The organism is Mycolicibacterium alvei (genome assembly GCF_010727325.1).
Taxonomy (GTDB): domain Bacteria; phylum Actinomycetota; class Actinomycetes; order Mycobacteriales; family Mycobacteriaceae; genus Mycobacterium; species Mycobacterium alvei.
This window is the reverse complement of the sequence record NZ_AP022565.1, coordinates 75,813-98,159: the sequence shown is the minus strand read 5'-3', so window position 1 is coordinate 98,159 and position 22,347 is coordinate 75,813. Positions and strand designations below refer to the sequence as shown.

Annotated in this window: 11 protein-coding genes; 1 reads left to right on the top strand and 10 read right to left on the bottom strand. The window is 68.5% G+C overall.

What is annotated here, in order from left to right; all coding sequences use genetic code 11:
• Positions 1-16: 16 nt before the first annotated feature.
• On the bottom strand, positions 17-1,048 hold the full coding sequence (gene hrcA / locus G6N44_RS00390) for a heat-inducible transcriptional repressor HrcA (protein WP_163660155.1): 1,032 nt from the start codon (positions 1,046-1,048) through the stop codon (positions 17-19).
• Positions 1,049-1,254: 206 nt separating this feature from the next.
• On the opposite strand from hrcA, the gene G6N44_RS00385 reads away from it, so the two are divergent.
• Positions 1,255-1,569 carry a type II toxin-antitoxin system VapB family antitoxin gene (locus G6N44_RS00385; RefSeq protein ID WP_163660152.1) on the top strand — a complete coding sequence of 105 codons (315 nt, stop codon included), beginning with the start codon at positions 1,255-1,257 and terminating at the stop codon, positions 1,567-1,569.
• A gap of 1 nt (position 1,570) precedes the next feature.
• Here G6N44_RS00385 and G6N44_RS00380 read toward each other — a convergent pair whose 3' ends face one another.
• The 9 genes from G6N44_RS00380 to G6N44_RS00340 are packed head-to-tail and all read right to left on the bottom strand — an operon-like array spanning position 1,571 to position 22,312.
• Complete coding sequence (locus tag G6N44_RS00380) at positions 1,571-1,783, bottom strand: MbtH family protein (RefSeq protein ID WP_163660150.1); 213 nt, start codon at positions 1,781-1,783, stop codon at positions 1,571-1,573.
• On the bottom strand, positions 1,761-3,068 hold the full coding sequence (gene mbtG / locus G6N44_RS00375) for an NADPH-dependent L-lysine N(6)-monooxygenase MbtG (RefSeq protein WP_163660148.1): 1,308 nt from the start codon (positions 3,066-3,068) through the stop codon (positions 1,761-1,763). Before mbtG ends, G6N44_RS00380 begins: the two co-directional genes overlap by 23 nt.
• Positions 3,065-7,504, bottom strand: coding sequence for a non-ribosomal peptide synthetase (locus tag G6N44_RS00370; RefSeq protein WP_163660146.1), 4,440 nt, complete (start codon positions 7,502-7,504; stop codon positions 3,065-3,067). The genes mbtG and G6N44_RS00370 overlap by 4 nt, the downstream gene beginning before the upstream one ends.
• A complete protein-coding gene (locus G6N44_RS00365) occupies positions 7,501-12,951 on the bottom strand; it encodes a non-ribosomal peptide synthetase (protein ID WP_235683144.1) in 5,451 nt (1,816 codons plus the stop codon). Before G6N44_RS00365 ends, G6N44_RS00370 begins: the two co-directional genes overlap by 4 nt.
• A gap of 1 nt (position 12,952) precedes the next feature.
• The gene (gene mbtD, locus G6N44_RS00360) at positions 12,953-15,946 is read right to left on the bottom strand and encodes a mycobactin polyketide synthase MbtD (protein WP_163660143.1); all 2,994 of its coding nucleotides are present in this window, start codon (positions 15,944-15,946) and stop codon (positions 12,953-12,955) included.
• Positions 15,943-17,271, bottom strand: coding sequence for a beta-ketoacyl [acyl carrier protein] synthase domain-containing protein (locus tag G6N44_RS00355; RefSeq protein ID WP_163660140.1), 1,329 nt, complete (start codon positions 17,269-17,271; stop codon positions 15,943-15,945). Before G6N44_RS00355 ends, mbtD begins: the two co-directional genes overlap by 4 nt.
• Positions 17,261-18,007 (bottom strand): thioesterase II family protein, encoded by a 747-nt coding sequence (locus G6N44_RS00350; RefSeq protein WP_163660138.1) that lies wholly within the window; start codon positions 18,005-18,007, stop codon positions 17,261-17,263. The genes G6N44_RS00355 and G6N44_RS00350 overlap by 11 nt, the downstream gene beginning before the upstream one ends.
• Positions 18,004-18,735, bottom strand: a complete 732-nt coding sequence (locus G6N44_RS00345) for an AMP-binding protein (RefSeq protein ID WP_163660135.1) — start codon at positions 18,733-18,735, stop codon at positions 18,004-18,006. The genes G6N44_RS00350 and G6N44_RS00345 overlap by 4 nt, the downstream gene beginning before the upstream one ends.
• A 52-nt stretch (positions 18,736-18,787) precedes the next feature.
• Entirely contained in the window at positions 18,788-22,312 is a 3,525-nt protein-coding gene (locus G6N44_RS00340) for a non-ribosomal peptide synthetase (protein WP_163660133.1), read from the bottom strand.
• Positions 22,313-22,347: the final 35 nt, after the last annotated feature.

Here is a 22,347-nt window from a genome sequence, read left to right as displayed (position 1 = left end):
GGATCGACCGGCTGCATTACCGAGTACCGAGGACTTCGCCGATATAGAGAGCAACCGCCGCAACATTGGCGATCGTTCCCGGGTAGTCCATTCGGGTGGGACCTACCACACCCATTCCGCCGTACACCTTGCCCGAGCTGCCGTATGTGGTGGACACCACCGACGTTCCCAGCATCTGCTCGGCCTCGGTCTCGTGACCGATCCGTACGGTTACCTTGCCCGCTTCCTGCCGGGCCGCCAACAGCCGCAGCACCACCACCTGTTCCTCGAGCGCCTCCAGCACCGAGCGCAGCGATCCGCCGAAATCGGCGGTGTTGCGGGTCAGGTTGGCGGTACCGCCCAGCAGCAGTCGTTCTTCGGAGTGCTCGACGAGCGTCTCGACCAGGACGGTCGCCGATCGGCCGACGGCATCGGCCAGCGCCCCGTGGCCGTTGAGGTGCGTGGCCAGATCACTCACCGCGATCGACGCTGCAGTCAGTGGCTTGCCGTCCAGGGCCTGCCCCAACATCTCGCGCAGTTTGGACAGCTCATGCTCGTCGATGGCGTCGCCGAGTTCCACGATGCGCTGATCGACCCGCCCCGAATCGGTGATGACCACCAGCAGCAACCGCGCCGGCGTCAGCGCGACCACCTCAAGGTGGCGGACCGACGAGGCGGACAGCGTCGGGTACTGCACGATCGCGACCTGCCGGGTGAGCTGCGCCAACAGCCGCACCGCGCGCCGCAGCACGTCGTCTAGGTCAACCCCGGACTCCAGGAAGGACAGAATCGCCCGGCGCTCCGACGAGGACAGCGGCTTGACGTTGTCGATCCGGTCGACGAACTCCCGGTAGCCCTTCTCGGTGGGCACCCGGCCCGAGCTCGTGTGCGGTTGGGTGATGTAGCCCTCGGCTTCCAGCACCGCCATGTCATTGCGGACGGTGGCGCTCGACACACCGAGGTTGTGACGGTCCACCAGGGTCTTGGAACCGATCGGCTCCTTGGTGGCCACGAAGTCGGCGACGATGGCGCGGAGCACCTCGAAACGACGCTCGTCGGCACTCCCCACCTGTTCACCTACCCTTCGCAGCAGCGTCTGAGTGTTTTGCTTGGTTCATTTTACTGACCAGCAGCGGGTTTACCGATTCAGCGGTGAAACGCTCCAGGCCTTCACTCCGGATGGCACCGGCGCGGGCGATTCCCCACCAGGGTATTAACCTAGGCAACTATGCCGATGGCAACACCGCGCACCACTGCGACGGAGGCGGGCCGGCGATGATCTTCAAAGGTGTCCAGGAGGGCAAGCCCTACCCGGAGCACGGCTTGTCCTATCGGGACTGGTCCCGCATCCCGCCACGTCAGCTGCGTCTCGACGAACTGGTCACCACGACCACGGTGCTCGCGCTGGACCGGTTGCTGTCCGAGGACTCGACGTTCTACGGCGACCTGTTCCCGCACGCGGTCAAGTGGCACGGCGACATCTACCTGGAAGACGGCCTACACCGTGCGGTGCGCGCGGCGCTGCGGAACCGCACCATCCTGCATGCCAGGGTATTCGACATGGACGCGCTGACGCCGAGTCCGACCTGACTCAGTTTCTCGTCGCCTCACGCAGGCTCCTGGGCCGAATATCGGTCCAGGTCTGCTCGACGTAGCTCAGGCACTCGTCCCGACTGCTCCCGCCGAAGGCCACCCGCCAGCCCGACGGAACCTCGGCGAACGCCGGCCACAGGCTGTGCTGGTCCTCATCGTTCGCCAGGACATAGAACGTGCCGTTCTCGTCATCGAACGGATTGGAACTCATCGAGTCTCCTCATCGAAGGGTGGGCCAGGTCGGCACCCAGCACCCGGTCGGACAACAGGCCGAGGCAACTCAGGTTCGGGAAGCCCGGACCCTGGGTGAGCCCGGCCAGACCAGGCAGGAACAACTTCGGGAACACGTCGGTCAGGGCCAGGTCGTGGCCGATGTGCTCCTGCAGGGTGTCCCCCGTCAGCGGACCACCCAGACCCAGCTCGAGCAGGTCCAAGGCGTCCTGGCTGAACAACGGGGCGAACCACAGGGCATCGGCCCCGGACCCGTCGATCACCAGGTCGAAACCGTGCACCGTCTCTGAAGGTTCCCCCGACGCTTCGCTCCTGGGACTGGTCGACAACGTCAACCGGATCCGTTCATCTTTGGCCACTGCGTGCGCGACCCGGCCACGAAGGTGACGGATCCGGTCGTCGGCCAGCAGCGCGTCCTGCACCCGCGCCGAGAACACCCCACGGTCAGTGCGGGCCAACGCATCCCGGCGTTCGGCCAGGGTCAGCCCGGTCCATCCGGTCGGGTCGGAGAACAGGGTGTTCTCGAAGAACCCCTCGCCGCGGGTGAACAGAGTGACGGTCGGCGAGATCACCGTGATGGTCGAAACCCGATGGCGGAAAAGCTCGTTGAGCATCGACGCGGCAGTCTCACCCCCGCCGATCACCGCTACCCGTTCGGCGGTGATCAGCTCGTGCTTACCGGCCTGATGCCAGAACTGGGCGATCGACATCACCCGGGGGTTTCCGGGTAGCACCGAACGTTCGGCCTGACCGGGTCCGGTGATCATCAGTCCGTCGGCACAGACGGTGTCCTCCGCGGTGTGCAGTAGCCACCGATGGGTGTCCGTCGAAATCCGTTCCACCTCACCGGAAACCACCTTCATCCCGATGTCATCGGCCACCCAGCCCAGATACTGGCTCCAGCGCTTGTGGGTCGGTGCGGGCCGGCCCCGGTCCACCCATTCGGCGAAACCGCCGGTGGCGATCAGGTAGGCCTGCCAGCTGTGCCGGGTCATCCGCTCGTCGAGTTCGGCGTTGCGCCGCGACACCAGCGACGACCGGTAGGGAAAGCCGACGTCCTTCTCGGGGCCGGTACCGAGGCGATGGTTGCCGTCGGTCCAACCGCCTACGGCCTGCCAGTTGGCGGCCACCCCGGCACGTTCGACGACGACGACTTCGGGGGCGGGCACACCCATCGCCCGCAACTCGGCAGCCTTGGCCGCCACTGCGATGGCTTTGGGCCCGGCACCGATGACGGCCAGGGTGGGAGCCGATGGGGCACTCATGTGATCACCTCTCGCAAAACCTCTTGCAGCGCCTCCGCCCACATCGCCTGCAGGGTGGCGACGTCCTCGGCGGAAAGAATGTCGGGCAGGGTCCGCCATTGAGTACCGAGCACGGCCGACCCGCCGCGGTCGATCACCGCGGCCATGATCGTCAGTTCATGGCGCACAGCGACATTCGGTTCCGGAATCGGGGTCACCCCGGCCTGCAACGAGCGGTCCTGCAGCAGGGCGTGATCGGCCGCATCCAGTTCGATCCGGCCCAGATAGTTGAGCAGCACCTGCGGATCCCGGTGGGCGCCGAGCCGTTCGGCGGTGTCCTCGCGCAGGTACCGCAGCAGCCCGTAGTCGATCGCGTCGCCAGGGATCGCGGCCACCTGCGCGGCAACACCACGGGCGTCGTCGGCGGTCAGCCGCAACGGGTAGATCATGCTGAGCAACCCGACGGTGTCGCCGGTATCGACCTCGTCGTCATCGGACACCACCGCATCCGAGCGGCCGTGGGTTTCCAACGCCAACAGCGGCGCCGATATCGACTGGCCGCGATGGCGACGCCAATTGCTCAGCGCACGACCCGTCGCCGCGGCCAGCACCTCGGTCACCGGTACCGCGCCGTTGAGCAATCGGGCCGTCACATCGGGATCGGTGAAAGCCATGGTGATCGTCACATCGGCCATCCGGTCAGCGGACGGATCGACCCGGCGAGCACCGATTTCCGGATCGTCACCATCGAACTGCCGTTCCCAGAAGCCGCAGGTGTCGAGTGTGGCCGCCCGCCCCGACAGCATCCGTGACCACTGCCGCAGCGAGGTGTGCTCCCGCACCGGCAGCGGTGTCCGCCCGGATGCCAGTGCATGCCAGGTATTTTCCAGCTCACCGACCAGAATCCGCCACGATGCCGGATCCAGCGCCAGCACGTGCGCGGTGAGGATCAACAGGCCGCCGTCCGTCTGCGGGTGGTGCAGCCACACCGCGTCGAGCATCGACCCGTTCTGCGGATCCAGGCGTTGCACAGAGAAGTCGGCCTGCTCGGCCACCGCGGCGTCGAGGTCACCCGACCGGTTCGCCTCCCAGAGGACATCAGCCGGCGCATGGGGGGCCAGGGTCAGGGTCTCGCGGTCCAATCGGGTGCGCAGCATCTCGTGCCCGTCGATCACGTTGCGCAGCAGGCCTTCCAACTGCGCTCGGGTGATCCCGGCGGGCAGCCGGAACACCTCCGTCTGCGCGAGCCGGCGCGGATCGCCGTACTGGTAGAGCCAGCGTCCGTTGGGCAGCAACGGGATCGGGCTGGTCTCGGGTGCGGTGTCGTCGGCCGCGTGGTGAGCATTCACGGCGGCGGCGGCATCGGCATCGATCGCGGCCGCAAGCTCACGAACGGTCGCGCAGTCCAACATCAGCCTGGCGCGCAACGCCACACCACGGCGCCGCACCGCCTGCACCACCGACAGGGCCACGATGCTGTCCAGCCCGAGATCGAGGAAATCCGCGGTGACATCCACACCCACGCCGCCGGGGGTCCCCAGTACCTCGGCCAGCACCTGGGCCAGCAACCGCTCTGTCTCGGTGCCGGGATGCTCGGCCCCCTCGGAGCGTGCGCCGGTACCCAGCGCCGCCAGTGCGGCGTCGTCGACCTTGCCGTTGGTGGTCAGCGGGATCTCGTCGACCGCCACGATGTGGTGGGGCACCAGATGCCTTGGCAGCGTGTCGGTCAGCATCCCCCGCAACTCGGTGACCGGAGCCTCGGTCACCACATACGCGATCAGGCGCGGTCCGCTGCGGTGCTGCCTTACCGCCACATGGGCGTGCCGCACCCCGGGATGGGAGTGCAGTGTCGCGGCCACTTCTCCGGGCTCCACCCGGAAGCCACGGATCTTGACCTGATCGTCGCTGCGGCCAAGAAACTCGAGAGCATTCGAGTCCGGATTCCGACGCACCACGTCACCGGTGCGGTACATGCGGGCGCCCGGGGTAAACGGATCGGCGACGAACCGTCCGGCCGTCTCCCCGGGCCGGCCGAGATAGCCACGGGTCAATTGACCACCGGCCAAATATAATTCACCGCACACACCGTCAGGCACCGGGCGCAGCCAGCTGTCGAGCACATAGGCCGCAGTCGACGCCGTGGGACGCCCGATGCACGGCTGCGCGAACTCGGTGATCGTCGCGACGACGGCTTCCACTGTGGTCTCGGTCGGGCCGTAACAGTTGTGCGCCGACATCCACATTCGCTCGCACTCGGCCTGGATCCCGCGCCAGGTGGCGGTGTCGATCGCCTCACCGCCGAGCGCCAGGACCGCCAGCGGCACCCGGGTGAGCAGGCCCGCGGCCCGCAATGAGGCGAACATCGACGGCGTGGTGTCGATCATGTCGATCGCGAAGTGCGCGATGGTCTCCACCAGCGCCTCGGCGTCGCGCTGCACCTCGTCGGACACGATGTGCACGGTATGCCCGTCGAGCAGGGCCGCCAACGGCTGCCAGGCCGCATCGAAGGTAAAGGACCACGCGTGGGCCACCCGCAACGGACGGCCCAGGCGCTTGGCCGCCGGCTGCAGCACCTGGCGGGCATGATCCGCCGCGTAGGCCAGCAGCGCCTGATGGGTTCCGATGACGCCCTTGGGTTTTCCGGTGGTCCCGGAGGTGAACACGACGTAGGCGCCCTGGCCGGGGTACACCGGCACCGACGGGTATTCCGTATCCGACTCGGTACCGGCGGAGGCCAGCAGCGCCTCGTCGACGACGACCGGTGCCGGGCCGCCCGCTCCGATCTGGCGGACGATCTCGGCCACCCGCTCCTCGGGCACGGCCGGGTCGAGCGGCACAATCATCGCGCCCGCCTTGAGCACTGCGAGCATCGCCACCACGTAGTCGGGTCCACGCCGCAGCCGGATCGGCACCGGAGTCTCGTCGCCTACGCCGCGCCGGATCAGCTCGACGGCCAGGCGACCCGCAGCATCGTCGAGTCCGCGATAGCTGAGTTCTCCCCCGTCCCAGCTCAATGCCACCGAACCGAGCCGCTCGGCGGCGATCTCACTGAAGGCGGTGTGGAAACCATGGTGGAAAGCACTGTCCTGCTGAGTAATCTGCGGTGCACCGACGGGTTGCGGCTCAGCAGCGAGGGTGACCGCGACGTCGCGCAGCGGACGCTCCCAGCTTTCCAACAGCCGTTGCACGACGGTCAGCACCCGCAGTCCCAGAGCGCGCGGATCGAGCTGTCCCAGCGCCCCGTCGAGGGTTTCGACCAGCACCGTGAGCCGGCCGTGGGTGGGATGCGCGGCGATGGTAACCGGGAAGTGCGACAGGCTCTCCAACGCCGCGGGCCGCAACACCGCCCGACCAAGAGCGAACTCGTCGCTGCCGACCAGCCCACCGGGTGGGAAGTTCTCGTAGACCAGCAGCGTGTCGTACAACTCCCCGATCCCACCGAGCGAACGCAACTCGGTGTGGCTGAGGTAGCTGTGCTCGCGCAGCTCGGCGGCCTCGCGCTGCAGAGCCAGGCACTGACTCCCCACCGGCAGCACGGGATCGACCCTGACTCGCAGCGGCACGGTGTTGATGAACAGACCCACCATCGACTCGACACCGGCCAGCTCGTCAGGGCGGCCCGACACCGTGACGCCGTACACCACGTCGGTGCGGTCGGTGAAGGCCGAAAGAATTGTCGCCCAGGCCATCTGGAACAGGGTGTTGACGGTGACGCCCCGGCGCCGGGCAGCCTCGAAGATTTCGGCGGACTGCTGCTCGTCGAGGGTCACCTCGGTGCGTGCGGGCAGACCCGGCTCGACCGCCCGTCCGGACAGCACCGGCGACAACAACGTGGGGGCATCCAGGCCGTACAGATGGGCCTGCCACCGCGCCCGGCCGACCGCCTGATCGCGTCCGGCCAGCCAGCCGATGTAGTCGCGGTACGGGCGCACCGTCGAGGACAGCGCGGCCACGTCGCCCTCGGCCCCGTAGAGCGCAATCAGCTCACCGACGAAGACGGGCAGCGACCAACCGTCGATTGCGATGTGATGGGCAACGATCACCAGACGCCAACGCTGCCCGGGCTTTTCGATGAGCAGAAACCGGATCAGCGGACCGTGTCCGAGGTCGAAGCGCCGGGCGCGTTCCTCGGCTTCGAGGGTGACGGCCTGCCCGTCATCGGCCTGCACCTGCCGCCACGGCAATTCGACGGCCGACGGGACCACCGCCACCGGGCGGCTCAGATTTCCCTGGAAGAAGCTGGCCCGCAGGTTGGGATGGCGCACCAGCATCGCCTCGGCACAGGCCCGCAGCAGCTCGGTGTCCAGTGCTCCGTCGATGTCGGCGGCCATCGCGATGACATAGGGGTCGGGCCCGTCGTCGCCCTCGGTCAGGCCGGCCAGCGAGTACAAGCCCTGTTGCAGCGGGCTCAGCGCCAATACGTCCTCGACGCCGGGTGGCGTTCCGGTGGTCGTCACGTCGAGATCCCTTGATCTTGGCCCCATCCCGCGGTCAACGCGGCCAGCTCGTCGGGTGACAGGCCCGATGCGGACATCGGCTCATGGCGGACGTCGGCGGCCACAGTGCCCGCGCGGTCTATCGCGGCAGCCAGATCGGCCAGCCCGGGATGCTCGAACACCATGCGGGCCGTCATCGCTACGCCGGTATCCCTGGCCCGTGCCGCGAGTTGCACCGCCAGGATGCTGTCGCCGCCGAGTGTGAAGAAGTCGTCATACCGTCCCACGTCGGTGACGCCGAGCAGAGCCACCAGCATCGCCGCCAGGGTCTCCTCGGTCGGGGTGGCCGGCGGCTCGGCCGGTGCCGTCGTGGTGACGCGCGGACGGGTCAGGGTGGTGGGTTCGATGCTGTCGACCAGCCTCAGCACGGCCCCGGAAAACTCATCGGGTAGCGCGACCCGCGCTGTCTCCAGAACGGATTCGGTGTCGACGATGCCTGGCTCCGGCACCAGGTAGCCGGCGAGCGTCGTGGTTCCGCGGGCCTCCCAGTGCCGGGTCGCGGCGGCGGCGACCCCGTCAAGTGCTTCCAGCAGCCCTTGCAGACGCGGCTCACCGCTGGTGATCGGCTCGAGCCGGCCGTCGGTGGTCCAGCGGGCCCGGTCCCCGGTGCGGTACAGCTGCCCGTCCCCGAACGGACTGGGCACGAAGCGATCTGCGCCGACCCCGGTGGCCGCAGCAGCGGCCTCGTCCACCGCACCACCTGCGTAGTAGGCGTCGCCCACGACACCGATACCCACCGGCTGCCGCCATTCGTCGAGCACGTAGACGCGGGTGGCGCCCTCGGTCTGCGGCAGTCCGGCCGGTGGAACCGCCTTGCGACTCCAGTCCCCGACCAGCAGGTCCTGCTCGCCTGCATCGACCACCGCGATGTCACGCACGGTCTGCTCGGCGTCGGTGGCGAATGCCGCGACGATGCGTCCCAGCCAGCCGACGAGGCGTTGCGCGGTGGCCGCCTCATAGAGCTCGGTGCGGTAGATGAGGGTGCCCCGATAGCCTGCGCCGGCTTCGGCGAAGAAGTTGAGCGACAGGTCGGCGTGAGCCACGTCGAAGGTGGGTTCCAGTGCGGTGAAGCGTGTTTCACCGTCGGCACCGGTATCGATGACCTGCTCGGCAGGTATGTCCTCACGCACGTGCACCACCACACCGAACAGTGGGTTGCGCGCCAGCGAACGCACCGGGCTGACCGCATCGACGACCCGGTCGAACGGCAGGTCCTGGTGCTTGTAGGCGGCCAGCGCCATGTCGCGCGAGCGGCGCAGCACCTCACGCAGAGTCGGATTACCGGACAGGTCGTTGCGCAGCACCACGATGTTGATGAAAAACCCGATCAGCGAGTCGAGTTCGGGCGCGGTGCGCCCGGCCACCGGGGTACCCAGCGCGATGTCGGTACCCTGGCCGGCCTTGTGCAGAGCGATCGCGACGGCTGCCTGCAACACCATGAACTCGGTGACCCCGAGCTCACGGCTGAGCTCGACGAGCTTGCCCCGCAATGCCGCGTCGATGGTGAAGTCGAGTGCCTTGCCCTCGCCCGTCGGTACCGGCGGCCTCGGGAAGTCCGGCTGCAGGCCGTTCTCGACGTCCGACTCCCCCGACAGCCCCGCCAATTGCTGTGTCCAGTAGGCGCGTTGCTCCTCGACGCGCTCGCCATCGCCCGAGAGCACCTCGGCCTGCCAGTCCGCGAAGTCGGCATACTGCACGGGCAGCGGCGCCCGGTCCGGCGCCTGTCCGGCCCGGCGGGCGTGGTAGGCGGTCAGCAGATCGGTGAACAGCACTGTGCCCGACCAGTGGTCGGCGGCGATGTGGTGCACCATCAACGACAGCACGTGCGCGCCTGGAGTGGACAGCACCGCGGCCCGGATCGGCCACTCGTTCTCCAGGTCGAAGCAGTAGCGCCGCTCGTCATCGAGTTCGCCCTGCACCCAGTCTTCGCCGGAGCCGTCGGCACGGCGGACCGTCACCGGACCCGCGGGGTGGATGACCTGGTGTGGCACACCGTCGATTTCGCGGTAAGTGGTGCGCAGGATCTCGTGGCGGGCCACCACATCGCTGACCGCGGTGGCCAGTGCCTCGACATCGCAGGGCCCGGTCAGCCGTGCCGCGAACGGCACGTTGTTGACCGGGTTGGGTCCGTCGATGCGGAACTGGAACCACTGCCGGTGCTGCGCCGCCGATATCTGCGACGGGCCTTCGTGGGCGGTGGCCACGATGGCGGGCAGGCCGGCGCCGAGGCCCGAATCGCGCAGTTCGTCGACCTTGGCGGCCAGCCCCGCCACCGTGGCATTCTCGAAGACATCGGCCACACCGAGTTCGACACCGCAGTGGGCCCGAACCGCGGCAACCAGTTTGGTGGCCAGTAGCGAGTGACCGCCGAGGTCGAAGAACGAATCGTCGGCCCCGATGCGGTCCCGCTCGAGCAATTCGGCGAACAACTCGACGATCTCATGCTCGGTGTCGGTATCCGGGGCACGGAATTCGTTGGCCGACTGGATCTCCGGCTCGGGCAGTGCTCGTCGGTCGATCTTGCCGTGGGCCGTGATCGGGATCTCCGCCAGCTCGACGAACGCGGCCGGGATCATGTATTCGGGCAGCGCAGCCGTCACCCTGGCCCGGATCCGTTCGGTCTCGACACGCGCGCTATCGGCGGCCGGCGTGATGTAGGCGACCAGGCTCTTGCCCAGCGACGGCAGGTCGCTGACCACCACCACGGCCTGTCCCACCGACGGGTCGACGGAGATGGCTGCGGAGACCTCCCCCAGTTCGATGCGGAAGCCACGGACCTTGACCTGCTCGTCGGCGCGGCCGACGAATTCGATGTCACCGTCGGCGTTACGCCGGGCCAGGTCGCCCGACCGGTACATCCGTGCACCGGGATTGAACGGATCGGCGACGAACCGTTCGGCGGTGAGTCGCGGGCGGTCGTGATAGCCGTGCGCGACATGTGTTCCGCCGATGTAGATCTCACCGATCACACCAACCGGAACCGGCTGCAGTGCGTCATCGAGCAGATGGATCGTGGTGTTGATCTTCGGCGTGCCGATCGGAACGATCCGGGCGCCCTGCTTGCCTTGGACCTTGTAGCGGGTGCAGTTGAGCACCGTCTCGGTGGGCCCGTAAAAGTTGTGCAGGAGAGAGTCGAACGTGGCGAGGAACTTGTCGGCGATCTCCCCGGGCAGCGCCTCACCACCGATCGGCACCCGCTGCAGGGTGCGCCACTCGTTGACGCCCGGCAGGGACAGGAACAGACCCAGCAACGACGGGACGAAGTGCATCGAGGTGATGCCCTCATCGCGCAGCAGATCGGTGAGATATCCGATGTCACCCAACCCGCCCGGCTTCGGGATCACCAGGCGTGCACCGGCGGCCAGCATGCCGAAGATCTCGCCGATCGACACGTCGAAGCTCTGCGAGGCCACCTGAAGCAGACGTTCGGCCTCGGTGACCTGATAATCGCCACCGAACCAGACGAAGTACTCCGCGATTGGCCGGTGCGGTACCGGCACACCTTTCGGCAGGCCGGTGGACCCCGACGTGTAGATCAGATACGCGGTGTTGTCCGGGCGGAGCGGCCGGATCCGCTCGGCATCGGTGGGGTCGGTGGCCGGATAGTCGGCCAAACCGTCGACCGGTTCGCGCAGAATGGTTTTGGGGTCGGAGTCCGAGAGAATGTAGGTGAGTCGATCTTCCGGATAGGTCGGGTCGACGGGTAGGTACACGGCGCCGGCCTTGACGATGCCCAGGGCGGTGATGACCAGTTCGGGCGATTTCTCCAGCAGTACGGCGACGCGGTCCTCGGTGCCGATACCCTGCCCGATCAGCCAGTGCGCCAACCGGTTCGCCGACTCGTTGATCTCGCGGTAGCTGTAATGGCGCCCCTGGTAAACCACCGCGATGGCATCGGGAGTGCGGGCAGCCTGCTCGGTGACCAGCTCGGCCAGGGTGGTTCCCGGCGTATCGAACTGCTCACCGGTCGATACGGCGCGCATCCACTCGGCGTCCTCGGCGGTGAACAGCTCCAGCCGCGACAGCGGTCGGTCCGGCTCGGCGAGCGCACTGTCCAGCAGTACGACGAAGTGCCGCAGCATCTGCGCGGCCAGTTCGGCGTCCATCACCTCGGTGAGATGTTCGGCCTCCACCACCGCACCCGCGGCGTCCAGCTCGACCATGAAACCCAATGGGAGCTGGGTGTGCTGGCCGCGCAGGTCGGCTCGTTCACACGTCACACCGTCCGGACGGAACCCGCCGCCGTCGGACTCGCGGAACCCGAAGCTCACCCGCGTCATCCGCTCGGCGCCGTGGCGCCGGTCCGGGTTGAGTTCGGCCACCACCCGATCGAGGTTGACGCGTTGATGCGCGAAGGCACCGATGGCGGTGTCCCGGGTGGCCGCGACCAGATCGCGGAACCCCAGTGTGCCCTGGGGCCGCAGCCGCATCGCGACCGTGTTGCCGTGATAGCCGATGGTTTCGTCGGAGTCGCGATTCAGCACCGGGGTGGCGACCAGGAAATCGTCGGCGTGCGTGTAGCGGTGGACGAGCGCGCCGAACGCTGCCAGCAGCACCATGTACGGCGTGGCGCCGGTCTCGCGGGCCAGTGCCGACACCTGCCGGACGGTCTCGGCCGGCAACCGCACGGTGCTGCGCTGAGACCGAAAACCGTTGGGGACCACCGACCCCGCCGGACCGGGCAACTCCAGCGGCTCCGGCAGGTTCGCCAGTACCTCACGCCAGTACGCCAGATCCTCGTCGCGGTCGGGAACATCGGCGACCGTCGCACGCGGACCGGCGGGAAGCTGCGCCCCGGAATAGGCCCGGGTCAGGTCGGTGAAGAACACCCGCCAGGAACCGTCATCCCAGGCGATGTGGTGCGCGACGAGCAACATCATGTGCTCGGTCGGCCCGGTCTTGATCAGGGTGATCCGCAGCGGCGAGTCGCCGGCCAGGTCGAAGGCCGTGCCGAACTCCCGCTGGGCCAGCACCTCGACGCGTAGTTTTCGCGCCCGCTCAGATTTGTCCGACAGATCGTGGACAGACCATCCGGGGACGAGGTCGTCGTGGACCTTCGCCGTCGGCTCGCCGCTCTCGTCGGCGTGGTAGGTCGTGCGCAGGATCGGATGTCGTTGCGCCACCGTATTGAGTGCGTCATGCAGTCGCTCGGCATCGATGACCCCACCCACCCGGTAGGACAGGCAGATGTTGAGCAGTACCCCGCTCGGGTCGAGGCCCTGCACGAACCACATGCGCCGCTGCCCGTCGGACAGCACGGTCGGATCGACCGGTGAGCTTTCGCCGCCTACCGCAGCGTGCCCGGGTTCCCCTGATGCTGACGTGAGGCCCCGCTCGGCAAGCCTGCGCCGCATCAGCTCCAGACGCGCATCGGAGGTGCGGGGGGCCGCCGGATCGGCACTAACCATGTCAGTCACGCGAAAATGTTTCCTTTTCAGGTCTTTCCAAATGCTCGATCAATTCGGCAGCGGTGGCGCCACCGAGGATGGTGGCCAGCGGCACAGCACGGCCGGTGGCCCTCTTGAGCTTCTTGCGCAGGTCGATCGCCAACAGGGAGTCGACGCCGAGATCCAGAAGCGACGTGTCCAGATCCAGTCCGGTGGTGTCATCGAGCTTCAGGACGGCTCCCAGTGCGATCCGCATCGCGCCGATGGCGTCGGCGGCGTCGGCCGCGTCGGCGGTGTCGACGACCGGATCGGGGTGGGCGGCCGCACGGAGGAAGGTCTGCAGCCGGTCGGCATCAGCGGTGAACGCCAACGGATCGGCCGGGTAATCGCACAGTCCGGCCTCCACCGCAAGGTCCGGTTCCATGGCTCGCAGACCGGACCGCTCGACCCGGCTGATCTCACCGGAATCGATGATGCCGTCCCCCGGCCACAGTCCCCACCGCACCGAGGCGCAACGCCGGCCCTGTTCGCGCAACTGCGCGGCCAAGGCATCGAGCAGCCGGTTGGCCGCGGAGTACGCGGCGTGACCGTATCCACCCCACAGGCCGGACACCGAGGAGCACAACACGATCCGGGTATCCGGCCGCATCGGCCAGACCGCCGTCAGGTTGGCCAGGCCGCTCACCTTGGCCGCCAAGGTATCCCGCACGGTCGCGCCGGACAGTTCCCCGCCCGGGGCGATGATGGCGGATGCGGCCGCGTGGATCACCAAGGACGCCGGGCCGACTGCCCACTCGGCAGCCGTCGCGGTGATCTGTGCCGGATCGGTGAGATCGCACCGCGGAGCGACGATCTCGGCGCCGTGAGTGGCCAGTTCGGCCAACTGTGCCTCGTCGAGGCCGCTGCGGCTGAGCAGCACGATGCGCCGGGCCCCGTGTTCGGCCAGGTGGCGGGCAAAGTGCAGGCCCACCGCCCCGGTGCCGCCGGTGATGACAACCTCGTCGAAGATCCCCGACTCGGCGGTCCAGGACCGTTCGCCGGAGGTGTCATCGCGCATTCCACGGTGCCACAGCGCGGGTCCGGAACCGTTGTCCCGCAACGCGATGTGGTCACCATCGGTCAGCATCGCCGTGATGGCCGTCGCCGCATGGGTGGGGTCGGCGGCCGAGTCGGCCAGATCCAGGTGACGGAAGTTCTGGTCGGGATGTTCATAGCCGAGGCTGCGGTGCATCGCGGCCAGTGCGGCGGCCTCGGGCCGTGACTGCTCCGTGCGGCTCACCTGTTCGGCACCGACGGTGACCAGCCACACGTCGCGGGTATCCGGCGTGACCGCCCGGACATAGCCGAGCAGGCCGTCGTCCACCCGGTGGCTCACGGCTTCTGCCGCTGCCACCGCATCGAGGTCCTCGGATACCGGCGCCACCACGATCAGCAGATCGGCATCAGCAGGCGCGACGGCCGTGGTCTGGGCGTTCTCCTCGACCGCGCGGCTCAATGCGGCCGCTGGTCCGTGCCCGGCGGCCAGGTCGAGCACCGCGACGCGACGCCGGCCCGGCAGGGTCCGCAGGTCCCGCAGGTCCCGCTGCTCCCAATGCTCGACGGCCACGGTCAGCCCGGCAACCGCAGGAAGCGGATGCGGTGTGGCCCAGAGATGTTCGGCCCGCATCGGCGCGAAGGGGAAGTCGCGCAGCGACCGGTCGCCCTGATTCGGGACGTCGTCCCAGCGGTAACCGGGGTCGGCCATCGCGACGGAGACGATGTTGGTGCTGAGACGGTCGGTGATCGGTTCGTCGCGCCGGCCCGATCCCACCATCACCGCCGGACCGCCGGTGAGTTCGGCCGCGTCGTCGAGCAGGTCGCCCAGCGCGAACAGCAGAGCCGGATGCGCCGAGAGTTCGACGAAGATTCGGGCTCCCCGGCGAACCGTCGTCTCGACGGCCTTATCGAATCGCACCGTGCTGCGCAGGTTGGTATACCAGTAGTCGGAGAAACCGGTTCCCGCCTCGACCACGTCCCCGGTGGCCGAGCCGATGAACTGCACCGGCGACTCACTGAATTGTGCTGCAGGAAGCATCGATTCGAGATCGGCACGACTCGAGTCGAGTGCGGTCGTGTGCGCCGGGAACCACATCTCGATTTCCTTGGCGAACGCGCCGCGTTCGGCCACGGTCGCCACGGCGGCAGCCACCGCGTCGGTGTCCCCCGACACCGCGACGGAGGAACGGGAGTTCACCACCGACAGTTCCAGCCAACCCGGGGTTCCGGCGATCACGGTCGATGCCTCGTCGGGCGTGATCCCGAGGACCGCGACGCGGTAGGGCCCGGTCAGCCGGTCCAGCACGGTGGCGCGGCCGATCACCACGGCCACCGCCTCGGGCAGGGTGATGCTGCCGGCCACGTAGGCCGCCCCGATCTCGCCGAGACTGTGACCGACGGTGATGTCGGGCAGCACACCACAGGACCGCCAGACCCGGGCCAGTGCCACACCGTGGACGAACTGAGCGCCCTGGATCTGCACCTGGGAGAAGTCGTTGGTGACCGTGCCCGAATCCAGTTCGGCCAGGAGGTAATCCAGCGGGGACGGGGCGTCGGCGGCCTGAAACTCCGCCGCGCACCGGTCCACCTCGGCCCGATAGGCGGGCAGCCGCTCGTAGGCCTGTACACCCATCGACGGCCATTGGCTGCCCTGGCCGGGAAACACGAACGCGATGCGGGCACCCGAACCCGATGACTGCGTTCCACCGTGTGCGCGGCTGACCAGCGGATGGTCGGCGCCCTCGGCCAACGCACGAAGGCCTGCGGCGAGCTCATCGCGGTCGACGGCCCGGACCACGGCGCGGTGGCGGCGCAGGCGCCGGGTGGACCGTAACGTGGCGGCGACATCGCCGACGCGCACGTCGGGACGTAAATCCAGATAGCGCAGGATGGCCGCGGCGTCAGGCCCGATCAGGTCCTCGGCGTGCGCGCTGAGCAGCACGGGTGTGCGCCCGTCGGGTAGGGCGTCGGCTTGACTCACGCTGCGGCCTCAGGCACCGAGATGATCGCGTGCGCATTGGTGCCGCTCATCCCGAACGCCGACACCGCACCGATCCGCTCGCCGTTGACCGCGGGCCAATGGGTCAGCTTGGTGGCCAACCGTAAACCCTGGCTTTCCCAGTCGATTTCGCGGCTGGCCTGGTCGACGTGCAAGGTGGCCGGAACGGCCGCACGCTCGGCAGCCAGGATCACCTTTGCCAGTCCGAGCCCCCCGGCGGCGGCCTGGGCGTGCCCGACGTTGGATTTCACCGAGCCCAACAGTGCGCCGGTACCCGACGGTGTGGCGCCGTATGTCTTTGCCAGCGAGCGTAATTCGGTCCGGTCGCCGAGCCGGGTTCCGGTGCCGTGTCCCTCGATCATGCCGACGCACTCCGGGCGCACGGCAGCCTGCTCGATCGCTTTGGCGAACAGGCGCTGCTGGGCGGCGCCGCTGGGCGCGGTCAGACCGGTGGTCCGGCCATCCTGGTTCACCGCGGTCGCGCGGACCTCGGCGAGAATGCGCCGACTGTCCCGGACGGCCGCTGATTTGCGCTGCAGGACGAACATCGCCGCCCCTTCGGCCCAGACCGTGCCACTGGCGTGCGCACTGTAGGGCCGGCAGTGTCCGTCGTCGGACAGCGCGTGGTGCTTGGAGAACTCCACAAAGTACCCGGGCGTACCCATCACGCACACACCACCGGCCAACGCCATGTCGCAGTCCCCCGCGCGCACGGCGGAAACGGCGGTGTGGAACGCGGTGAGCGCCGACGAGCACGAGGTGTCGACGGTCAGCGCCGGGCCGCACAGATCCAGCGTGTAGGCGATCCGGCCGGAGATGACGCCGAGGGAGGTGCCGGTGATCAGATGGCCACTGTGATGGGAGAACTCCGACAGCGCGGGCCCGTACTCCAGGCCCGACGCACCGACATAGCACCCCACATCGTGGCCGGCCAGGTCGTCGGGGTTGATGCCGCTGTTCTCCAGCGCCCGCCACGCGATCCGCAACCCGATGCGCTGCTGGGGATCCATCGCCACCGCCTCGCGCGGTGAGATGCCGAAGAATGCGGGATCGAATGTTGCTGCGCTGGAAAGGAATCCGCCCAGGTCGTGGATGCGCTTGAATCCGTCGCGGCGCGAGCCGTCGAGCAGTTCGCGAACGGACCAACCACGGTCGGCGGGAAATCGACCGAGCGCTTCGCGCTGCTCGGACAGCAGAGACCAGTAGCCGTCGGCGGTGTCGATCCCACCGGGAGCCTCCAGCGCCATCCCCACGATCACCACCGGGTCGGCGATATCGGACCCGGGAAGCTGGCGGCTATAGCTCATTGACCAGCTCCGCCACATCTTCCAGCTGGGAGTTGAGATAGAAATGCCCGCCGTCGAACATCGAGCACGTGAAGGCGCCTGCAGTGTGGGATTCCCAGCGCCGCAACATGTCCTCGCTGATGCGGTGGTCGTTGTCTCCGCCCAGGGCGTGGATGTCCGCGGCGATCGTCACCTCGGCGTCGCACGCGTAGCGGTTGAACGCCGCGTAGTCCGCCCGCACTGCCATCAGCAGCAGTTCGACGAAGTCGTCGTCGGCGAGCAGCGCAGGATCGGTGCCGCCGAGGTCGACCATCTCGGCGAGGATCTCCGACTCGGCCATCGGCAGTGCGGGCGCGGCCGCCACGGCCGACGGTGCCTCGCTGGCCGACACCCACAGGGCGTCGATCGCCACCCCTGAGCGCTCCGCGATCCGCGCAAATTCGAAGGCCACCACGGCGCCCATGCAGTGCCCGAACAGCCGTATCGATCCGACGCCGGCCCAATCAGCCGCGTCGAACAGATCTCTGGCGAGGTCACCCACCGTGGGTGCCGCCGGATGGGACAGCCGATCCCCACGCTGCGGGTACTGCATGACATAGGCATCGGACCCGGCCGCGGCCAGTGCCGTCCCGAATCCGCGGTAGGCCAACGCCGCTCCGCCGGCGTGCGGGAAAACCAGTGTGGCTGTTGAACTTTGGGACCCTGAATATCGCTTGACCCAGGGTTTGACGATGATCTGGGTATCCGGCCCGGTCACGACGGCAGGGCGGCGTCGAGAGCGGCCACCGCATCCCGGTGCCGCACCGCGAGGGCGAGGCCGTTCATCCCCCGCTCGGGGTTGCGGCGCGGCGCGTCGTCGGCGACGACGATGCCGGCACCCGCGGTCAGCGCCGCCAGCACCATGAGGATCGGGGCCGCAGCGCGGGCAGCCGAGAATGCGGCGATGCGGTCACCGCCGCGAACGTCGAGCCGGGTGCTGAGTTCCACGACGGCGTCGTGAGCGGCAGCATGGGTCACCACCGCATGCCCCGACTCGTCGACCGAGCCAAGGAACGCCGGATCACCGGGCGCCGAATGCACCGGGCTGACGCCACTCGCGCGGGCCCCGATCCGCAGCGCCTCGGAGACGGTGAGCGCGGGCAGCCAGTTGGGCGGTCCGTCTCCGGTGAACAGCGCCATCCGCACCCCGGTCCGGTCCAGCACCGGCTCGGCCGGATCGGCGGCGTCGATCGGCACGCAGACTCCGCCTGCCGCCAGGATTCCCAGCGTGGCGATCACCGTATCCAGACCTGTGGAGCCCACGACGGCCACCCGGTCGCCGACGTGCACACCGGCCACTGCGAGCGCGCCGGACACCGCCAGCACCTGCTCGCGCAGTTGACCATAGGTCCACCGGGTAGTCGGCCCGATGACCGCGATGTCGGCGGGCGCGGCCTGCGCGTGTGTGAAGAAACCCTGATGCAGCGGTGCGGTCACGGCGTCCACAACGACCTCCTGACAATAAGCAAAGCCTGCCCTAACTGAAGTTACTCTAACCTTAGTTGCCGAACGCCGGTTCTGGGGTCCCCCATGCCAACTCGGAGGCGATCTCGGCGGCATCCATGCCTGTGACCTCCAGGTACAGCTCGGACGCCAGGTGCAGACGGTCTGAACCCGCCTCCCGGCCCGCCAGCAGCGCGGCCATCGTCGCGACCGTTCGCGCCGCGAAGACATCGGCGACCATGACGGTCGAGGTGTCCAGCCAGTCCCGGATCCGGGCCACCAGCTGCGTACCCAGCACCGAATCCCCGCCGAGTGCGAAGAAATCGTCGTCGACCCCGACACCGGTCTGACCCAAGATCTCCCCGACGATCGCGCACAGGGCCGTTTCCAGCGGGCTCGACGGCGCCCGGTAGCCCCTGGTCTCGGGGGCGCCGACGGCCGAGAGCATCCGGACCACCGCGGTGCGGTCGGTCTTGCCCCGGGCATAGGGGATCTCGTCGGCGACCAGCAGCACCTGCGGGATCATCTGGGCGGGCACCAGCTCGGCCAGCGCGGTCGTCACCGCCTCAGGGTCGAGGCCGGACTCCAGGCCGGCCTGATCCGCGCGGACAACCGCGCCGAGCAGATCGTGCCCGCCGTCGACGGGCACCAGCACCGCGACGGCCGCGTCCACGCCGGGCACCCGGCACAAGGCGCCCTCGACCTCACCCAACTCGATGCGGAACCCGCTGACCTTGATCCGGTGGTCGGCCCGGCCGACGAATTCCAGCGTGCCGTCGGGCCACGACCGCACCAGATCCCCGGTGCGGTACCAACGGCTTCCGTCGTACTCGACGAACCGTTCGGCGGTCAGGTCGGGCCGGCCGCGGTACCCACGGGCGATGCCGCGACCGCCGACCCACAGCTCACCGGGAACCCAGTCCGGGCAGTCCTCGCCCCGTGCGTCGACCACCCGGCAGCAGTTGTTGGCCAGCGGCACGCCGAACGGCACCGAGGTCCAGTGCGCGGGCAGCGCGTCGTCACCGAAGCCGACTTCGAAGATGGTGTTGTGGGTCGCGGTCTCCGTGGCCCCGCCCAGCCCCGCGAAACGCACCTGGGGCGACGCGGCACGCAACGCCCGGACCAGGTCCGGACGCACCCAGTCGCCGCCGGTGGGAACCACCCGCAGGGAAGACAGGGAACCGGTGCCCGCCGCGGTGCCACCGGCGGCGACCAGCATCTCCAGCCAGCCGGTCAGGAAATGCAGGACGCTGACTCGATGCTCGTCGATCAGCGTGACCCAGGCATCCGGATCGCGGCGGTCCTCTTCGTCGACGACGACCAGCGAGCCGCCTGAGCGCAGCGTCCCGTAGACGTCGATCACCGACAGGTCGCACTCCAGGTGCGACAACGCCAGACAACGATCGGCGGGGCCGATCTCGAAGTGGTCGTTGATGAACTCGATGGTGTTCATCGCCGCGTCATGGGTGATCTCGACGCCCTTGGGCTCACCGGTGGAGCCGGACGTGAACAACACGTAGGCCAGGTCCGAGGGCACGACCTCGACCGGCTCGAAATCAGCTGGGTCACCGATGATCTCGGCGTCGGCGATGGTCAGGTGCGGCAGGTTGGGATGTTCTGACCCCGAACCGCAAATCAGGGCGAAGTCCACTCCACCGGTGTGCAGGATGCGGGTGGCCCGATCGGCGGGCTGATCCACCCCGACCGGCAGGTATGCCGCCCCGATCATCGAAATGGCCAGCAGGGCGATGACCTGCTCGACACTCTTCGGGCCCAGCACGGCGACGACCTCGCCGCGGCACACCCCACGCGACTGCAGGGCGGCCGCCACGGCCAGCACCTTGTCCTGAAGCTCGCCATAGGTGAGGTTCCCGGCGCTGCAGAACACCGCGGGCGCGTCCGGGGTTGAGGCCGCGTTCGCCAGGAAACCGGTGTGCAGCACGTCGCCACTTGGCGTCGAGGTCGACGCATTCAGCGCGGCCCGCACCCGACGCTGCGACTCGGAGACCGCGGGCGGGTCGGGCTCGTCCCAGGCCGCGTCATCGGTGGCCAGGCGGCGCAGTTCGGCCAGGTGGTAGGCGAACATGGCCTCGGCCACGCCGGGCCGGAACGCCTCGGTGCGGACGTCCCAGTTGATCATCAGGCCGTCGGCGAGCGGGGTCGCCTGGGCATCGATGAGCACCTGCGGCCCCTGCGAGATGGTCCACACCGGCGCCCCGAAGTGGTCGGTGACGTCACCGGCGAACAGGTCGCCCAGGCCCAGCGCACTGGTGTAGACGATGGTGGCCAGGGTCTGGCTGCCGCGGTGGCGGCTCATGTCGCGCAGCACATCGAGCCCGGACACCGAGGAATGCGCGGCGGTGGCGTGCAGGGTCTCCTGCACCACCCTGGCCCGGGCCATGGCGGTATCCGCCCCGGTCAGGTCGATGTCCAGGAGCAGCGAGGAGGTGAAGTCACCGACCAGCTTCTCCACGTCCGAGTGGTACGGCTCCCGCCCGAACATCGGCAGGTTCAGCAGGAACCGCGACTGCGTCGACCAGTGCGCCAGCGCATTGGCGTACGAGGCAGCGACCGCCATGGCCGGGGTGATGCCGCGCCGGTGCGCCGCGGCGAACAATGCGTCGCGGGTCGGCACGTCGAGGGTTTCCCACAGCCTGATGCTGCGGTGCGGGTTGCGCTGATCGGATAGCGGAACCAGCGGCAGCGCAGGCGGATCCGGTAGATCGGGCACCCGCTCGGCCCACCACTGCTTGTCCTGCTCCGACGGCGGCGGCGCCGTGGCGGTCAGCCGGGCGCGGTATTCGCGGTAGGTGTAGCCGAGATCAGGCAGCTCGGCGCCGCGGTAGAACGCGGCCAGATCGGCCATGAAATTGCGGTAGCTCACGGCATCGGCACACTGCATGTCCATGTCGACATGGAGACGCGTGCCTCCGCCGGGCAGCAGAGACAGGCTGAGCTGCAGCACCTCGTCGTGCAGCATCTGATGGGACTTGGATTCCCTGATCAACTCCAACTTCGCTTGTGCGGCAGCCTGATCCAGGTCGCGTAGATCGTGGATGGTGACCGGTAGCGGCCGATTTCCGATCCGCTGGGTGCCGTCGGGCAGGATCTCGACCCGCAGCATCGGATGGCGCGCCGCCAGTTTCGTCGCCGCTGCCTTCAGCCGCTGCGGATCGACTCCGGCGCCGTCGAATTCGACGTACAGATGCGCGCCGACGCCGCCGAGCTGCTGATCCTGGTTGCGGCCCACCCAGAAGGCGTGCTGGATGGGCGCCAGGGGGAAGGTGTCACCTCCCTCGCCGGGTTCGACGCTGTCCGGGGCAGGCGCTTCGGCCTGCGCATCAGGAGCGTGCCGGGCGACCAGCTCGATCCAGGCGGCGACAGTGGGATTGGCCGCCAGGGCCGCGAATCCGACATTGATGCCCTGCTTACGCCACCGGCCGGACAGCGACATCATCCGGATCGAATCGAGCCCGGAGGCGATCAGGTCGGCGTCGGGATCGACAGCGTCGGCGCTGACCCCCAGGAGTTCGGCGACCTCGTCGCGGACCGTCTGGGAACTCGTCGCCACCACGCTCATACCCTCCAGGTGATTAGTAAAGGCTGCCCTAACTT

What these genes read in the sequence shown, in the direction of transcription:
- G6N44_RS00385 (WP_163660152.1), top strand. Translation starts at nt 1,255, where the DNA reads ATGATCTTCAAAGGTGTCCAGGAGGGCAAGCCCTACCCGGAGCACGGC.
- G6N44_RS00380 (WP_163660150.1), bottom strand. Translation starts at nt 1,783, where the DNA reads ATGAGTTCCAATCCGTTCGATGACGAGAACGGCACGTTCTATGTCCTG.
- mbtG (WP_163660148.1), bottom strand. Translation starts at nt 3,068, where the DNA reads ATGAGTGCCCCATCGGCTCCCACCCTGGCCGTCATCGGTGCCGGGCCC.
- G6N44_RS00365 (WP_235683144.1), bottom strand. Translation starts at nt 12,951, where the DNA reads ATGGTTAGTGCCGATCCGGCGGCCCCCCGCACCTCCGATGCGCGTCTG.
- G6N44_RS00355 (WP_163660140.1), bottom strand. Translation starts at nt 17,271, where the DNA reads ATGAGCTATAGCCGCCAGCTTCCCGGGTCCGATATCGCCGACCCGGTG.
- G6N44_RS00340 (WP_163660133.1), bottom strand. Translation starts at nt 22,312, where the DNA reads ATGAGCGTGGTGGCGACGAGTTCCCAGACGGTCCGCGACGAGGTCGCC.